Annotated in this window: 6 protein-coding genes and 1 pseudogene; 6 read left to right on the forward strand and 1 reads right to left on the reverse strand. The window is 46.7% G+C overall.

From position 1 onward, the window contains the following. Positions 1–90 precede the first annotated feature (90 nt). The 6 genes and pseudogenes from BG32_RS09465 (at position 91) to BG32_RS09490 (ending at position 3,851) form a co-directional block, all read left to right on the forward strand. Positions 91–756 (forward strand): 5'-methylthioadenosine/S-adenosylhomocysteine nucleosidase, encoded by a 666-nt coding sequence (locus tag BG32_RS09465; RefSeq protein ID WP_006492816.1) that lies wholly within the window; start codon positions 91–93, stop codon positions 754–756. Positions 757–761: 5 nt separating this feature from the next. Then, complete coding sequence (locus BG32_RS09470; protein WP_014730773.1) at positions 762–1,100, forward strand: histidine triad nucleotide-binding protein; 339 nt, start codon at positions 762–764, stop codon at positions 1,098–1,100. Next, on the forward strand, positions 1,097–1,705 hold the full coding sequence (locus BG32_RS09475) for a class I SAM-dependent methyltransferase (RefSeq protein ID WP_006492818.1): 609 nt from the start codon (positions 1,097–1,099) through the stop codon (positions 1,703–1,705). The genes BG32_RS09470 and BG32_RS09475 overlap by 4 nt, the downstream gene beginning before the upstream one ends. Further along, positions 1,686–2,399, forward strand: a complete 714-nt coding sequence (locus BG32_RS09480) for an ABC transporter ATP-binding protein (RefSeq protein ID WP_121526740.1) — start codon at positions 1,686–1,688, stop codon at positions 2,397–2,399. The genes BG32_RS09475 and BG32_RS09480 overlap by 20 nt, the downstream gene beginning before the upstream one ends. Beyond that, positions 2,393–3,181: an energy-coupling factor ABC transporter ATP-binding protein gene (locus tag BG32_RS09485; protein ID WP_121526741.1), complete on the forward strand. Its 789-nt coding sequence runs from the start codon at positions 2,393–2,395 to the stop codon at positions 3,179–3,181. The genes BG32_RS09480 and BG32_RS09485 overlap by 7 nt, the downstream gene beginning before the upstream one ends. Beyond that, positions 3,175–3,851: pseudogene (locus BG32_RS09490) on the forward strand (DUF554 domain-containing protein). Before BG32_RS09485 ends, BG32_RS09490 begins: the two are co-directional and overlap by 7 nt. Here the strand turns inward: BG32_RS09490 and BG32_RS09495 are convergent. Then, the coding region (locus tag BG32_RS09495) for a thiamine pyrophosphate-dependent enzyme (protein WP_121526742.1) at positions 3,844–4,489 on the reverse strand (646 nt) is incomplete at its 5' end. The pseudogene BG32_RS09490 and the gene BG32_RS09495 sit on opposite strands and share 8 nt — an antisense overlap.

Genomic DNA, 4,489 nt, shown 5'->3' on the forward strand with positions numbered 1-4,489 from the left:
CTCGTCGAAGAGATGATAGCAGAGGATGATGAAGAAGAATAGGGGACCTGAGGTCCCCTTTTTGTTATAATCCTCTATGGAGGTGTTGACATGATTCTTGCTCTCGGCGTCTTTCTTCCAGAAGTAAAACCTGTAATGGACAGTATGCTCGTGCTGGAGTCAGGAGAGATACTTGGAAGACACTTTTGCAGAGGAGTCATTGGTAACAATGAAGTCGTTGCCTGTGGTGGTTTTGTTGGAAAGATCGAGTCTTCGATGCTCACTCAGAGATTGATTGATCGCTTCAATCCGAGATTGGCCGTTCTTTCTTCATGCGCGGCGGGAATCGATGAATCAGTGCAGATAGGCGATGTTGTTGTAGGTACCGAGTTCGAGGAATATGACACAATCTTCCCACTTAGCGAAGGTAAGATGGTTATGAAAGCGCCCGACACGCTTCTCATGAGGTTTCTCAAGGTCTACTTCAAGGCAGGAAAATTCGGTAAGATCCTTTCGGGTGATGCGGTGGTCGCAAATGCCTCGGTTAGAGACGAAATACACTCTTCCCATGGAGGTATAGCCCTCGATATGGATTCTGCGCCGTTCGCAAAGACCGCTTACGAGAATAAATGTAGTTATCTTGTAATAAAAACAATTCTAGATATGGCAGATGAGAATTCAAAGAGGGATTTCGATAGGCATTTCTCTGAACTTGCGGGAAGGTCATCTGAACTACTCGTCGAAATAATGAAGAATCACTATATAGACAGGGAGTGAGAAAGGTGGACTGCATATTTTGCAAGATTGCCAGTGGAGAAATTAAGAGTAGTTTCGTGGGGGAAAATGACTGGTTTGTTGCCTTTGACGACATAAATCCCGTTGCTCCCACTCATGTTCTGGTAGTGCCTCGCAAACATGTGAAGAGTCTTGAAGAGCTGGCAAAGTATGACACAGAATGCATGAGAAGCTTTTTTGAGCTCGTAGAACAGATAGTCGAACTGAAGGGCATAAAGACGAGCGGTTACAGGCTAATCGTCAACCAGGGCAGTGATTCCGGACAGGAAGTAGAGCATCTTCACTTTCACATACTCGGAGGAAGAAAGCTGGGAAGACTTGGATGAAGGAAGACTTTCAACACTACTACACAGATCAGACCGAACCGCCGAAAACCATCCGGTCCGTTTATCTTCGCCTTAGAAACGGCCATTCTTACACATTCAAAAGTCCCGAGGGAGTGTTTGCCTTTGGGAAGGCGGATAGAGCCTCACTCTTGCTAATAGAGAACTGCATTCTTGAAGGTCAGGAGAGCATTCTCGATCTGGGTTGCGGTTACGGCGCGGTAGGCATCACACTCAAGCTGGAACATCCAGATCTGAAACTCCACATGAGCGATGTCAATACCAGAGCCTTGACCTTTTCAAAAATCAATGCGAGAGATCACAATATTCTAGCGGACGTTCGCAAAGGCGACCTCTTCTCTCCCTGGGAAAAGACAAGCTTTGATTCCATTCTTTCAAATCCCCCGATAGCTGCCGGTAAGGCAGTGTGGCAAAGGATGATAACTGAGGCTCCTGAGTTTCTAAATGAGGGAGGCTCACTTCAGATAGTGGCGTACCATAACAAGGGTGGTTCAAGACTTGAAGCGATAATGAGAGAAACATTTGGAAACGTCATAACTGCGACAAAATCCGGCGGTGTTAGGGTCTATGTCTCCAGAAAGCTCTGATGCCATTCTCCTTCTGGAAAACTTAACTGTCAAAGTGGGCGACGAAGAGATACTCTCGAGGTTCAGCCTCGATGTTGGGCCGGGCGAACGCATAGCTCTGCTCGGCAAGAACGGCTCCGGAAAGACTACTTTGCTAAGGGTTGTAGCCGGTTTGAAAAAACTTGAATCGGGAAGAAGAATGATAAACGGAAGAATTGGAATGGTCTTTCAGAATCCCGACACCGTGCTCTTCGGTACTACTGTTCGGGAGAATCTCTTCTTTCCTCTTCGCTCGCTTTCAATTTCTATGGAAGAGTCGCGTAGAAGGATAGAGCTCTTCGTCACTGAATTCGGCTTCTCAAATATCGTAGATAGGGACATACTGACGCTCTCCGGAGGACAGCGTCAACTGGTTTCGCTTGCGGCCGCTCTCATATCTGAGCCCTCTCTTCTTCTGCTGGATGAACCGTTATCGATGCTTGACCGGCATGATAGAGACATGATTTTACGGACTCTTGAAGAGGTTATTCCGCAGAGGACATCGATGCTCTTTGCGACTAACAGGTTTTCCGAAGTCCTGAACTGTGAAAGATTCATAATTCTGGGAAGAAAGGGAAAACTCTTCGATGGGGGTTATAGAGAGCTCAGGAATTCCTTTACCGTGTTCGAGGAGTCGGGAATGTCGATCCCCTTCGAGATTGCTGTCTCATGCTGACTGTTAAAGAAGTTTCCTTCGCCTACAAAGGTCATGGAAACGGGAGTCAAGTTTCCGCCTTGAAGAGGGTCACTTTTGATATTGCAGATGGTTCCTTTGTCATATTGACGGGAAGGACCGGGTCCGGTAAATCTACTCTTCTTCAGCTTCTTTGCGGATTGATTGAACCCGACGGTGGCGAGATTCACTGCGAAGACGGAGATCTCTTTTCGAAGAGCTCAATGATCTTCCAATACCCCGAGGATTGTTTCTTCAATCCCACGGTAATGGAAGAGTTGGAGTTCGGTCTTAAGACTGCCGGAAAGAAAGGTTCTGAGAAACTGAAGGCGATTATCGAAGTGATTGGTTTCGACCTTGAGAAATTCAGTTCTAGAACTCCCTTTTCACTTTCCGGGGGCGAGCAGAGGCTTCTTGCCATTGCATCGATGGTCGTGCTTGACAAAGCGATTCTTCTCCTCGATGAACCGACATCGGGGCTGGATGATAGAGCCGTTCAAAGAGTAAGAAACCTCCTTTTGTCCGAGTACCGGTTAGGAAAGACAGTAGTTGTATCTACACACTGGCCTGCAGAGTTCCTGGATATGGCTACTCATGTAATGAATCTGAGAGAAGGCAGCCTTGAATATTTCGTTACAGTAGAAGACTATGTCGACAGTAATCTTCATAATAGGCAGCTTGAAGAGAAGGAGAAGTATCTGATAGACTACTACAAACGCTTCAAGGCTTTTCCCGAGAATGATGAAGAGCTGATCGAATTCGTCAGGAGAGAAAAGGAATGCTGAATATATCTGTCATTGTAAACACGGTTGCCGTGATCATAGGTTCTATAGTTGGATTGCTCGGTGGAAGACTTCTGAAGGACCGTTATAGAAAGGTCTTCTTTAACGTCATCGGAATTCTTACCATGGGTCTAGGAATAGAGATGTTTCTAGATACAAACAGTGTTCTCGTCGTTCTTGGAAGTCTGATTATCGGCGGGGCATTGGGAGAAGCTCTAAACATAGAGGAAAAGATCGGCAGGCTTGCCGGGAACAAGCACGATGACGAGAATTTCGTAAAGGGCTTCATCACGGCATCCGTCCTTTTCGTAGCGGGACCAATGACCGTAATTGGATCACTAAAGGCCGGCCTTTCCGGTGAAAATGAACTTATATTCATCAAGTCGCTGATGGACGGAATCTCTTCTATGATGCTATCTGCAGCTCTAGGTAAGGGCGTACTTCTTTCAGCAGCAGCGTGTATCTCGTGCAGGGAGGACTCGTCTCTCTTGCAGGAGTGCTTTCCTTTCTCCAGGATCCGTTGTATCTAGGGGACTTTTCCGGAGTCGGCGGTCTCATGCTTCTTGCACTGGGAATCAGACTACTTGAGATAAAAGAAATCAGGGTCGGCAACTTTCTCCCGGCCCTGATCCTCTCACCTGTTCTTACCTGGGTCTCTCTTCTCTTTACCTGAAGGCCTCTAGCTCAGTAGAAACATCGATTGACGATCTCTCTTTTGAAAGGATAACTCCCTTCTTCAAAACGGGATGAAGCTCATGATATGTCGGCTTCTCGTTCTGGTACAGGATCCCCATGGGGATCTTGTCATCCCATTCAAGCGCCGTTTCAAAAGCCTTGACTTTGTCCGTAGGATCATAGCTCGCATCTTTTTCATGGACATCGTAGAGCCTGTCTTTGTAATACTTGAAAGTGTTCACCTTGTTGAATGTAACGCATGGCTGCATTATATCGACGACTGAGAAGCCTTTGTGTTTTATCGCAGCCGAAACAACCTTTCGAAAGTGCTCCTTGTCTCCGATGAAGGTTCTTCCTACAAAGGCAGCGTCCATAGTAATAGCCAGCGCAAGGGGATTCAGCGGTTCATTAATCACGCCCTGCAGCTGAGAACTCGTCTTCTGGCCCTTTCTCGTTGTAGGAGATCCCTGGCCTTTAGTGAGCCCATAAATCTGATTATCGTGGATCAAAACGGTGACATCAAAATTCCTTCTAATGCCGTGGATAAAATGATTCCCACCCTCTCCGTACATGTCACCATCACCGGATTCCGCAATAACAGTGAGTTCGGGATTGACAGCCTTTATCGCGAAAGCG

The sequence above is a fragment of the Mesotoga sp. HF07.pep.5.2.highcov genome (assembly GCF_003666285.1).
GTDB lineage: Bacteria > Thermotogota > Thermotogae > Petrotogales > Kosmotogaceae > Mesotoga > Mesotoga prima.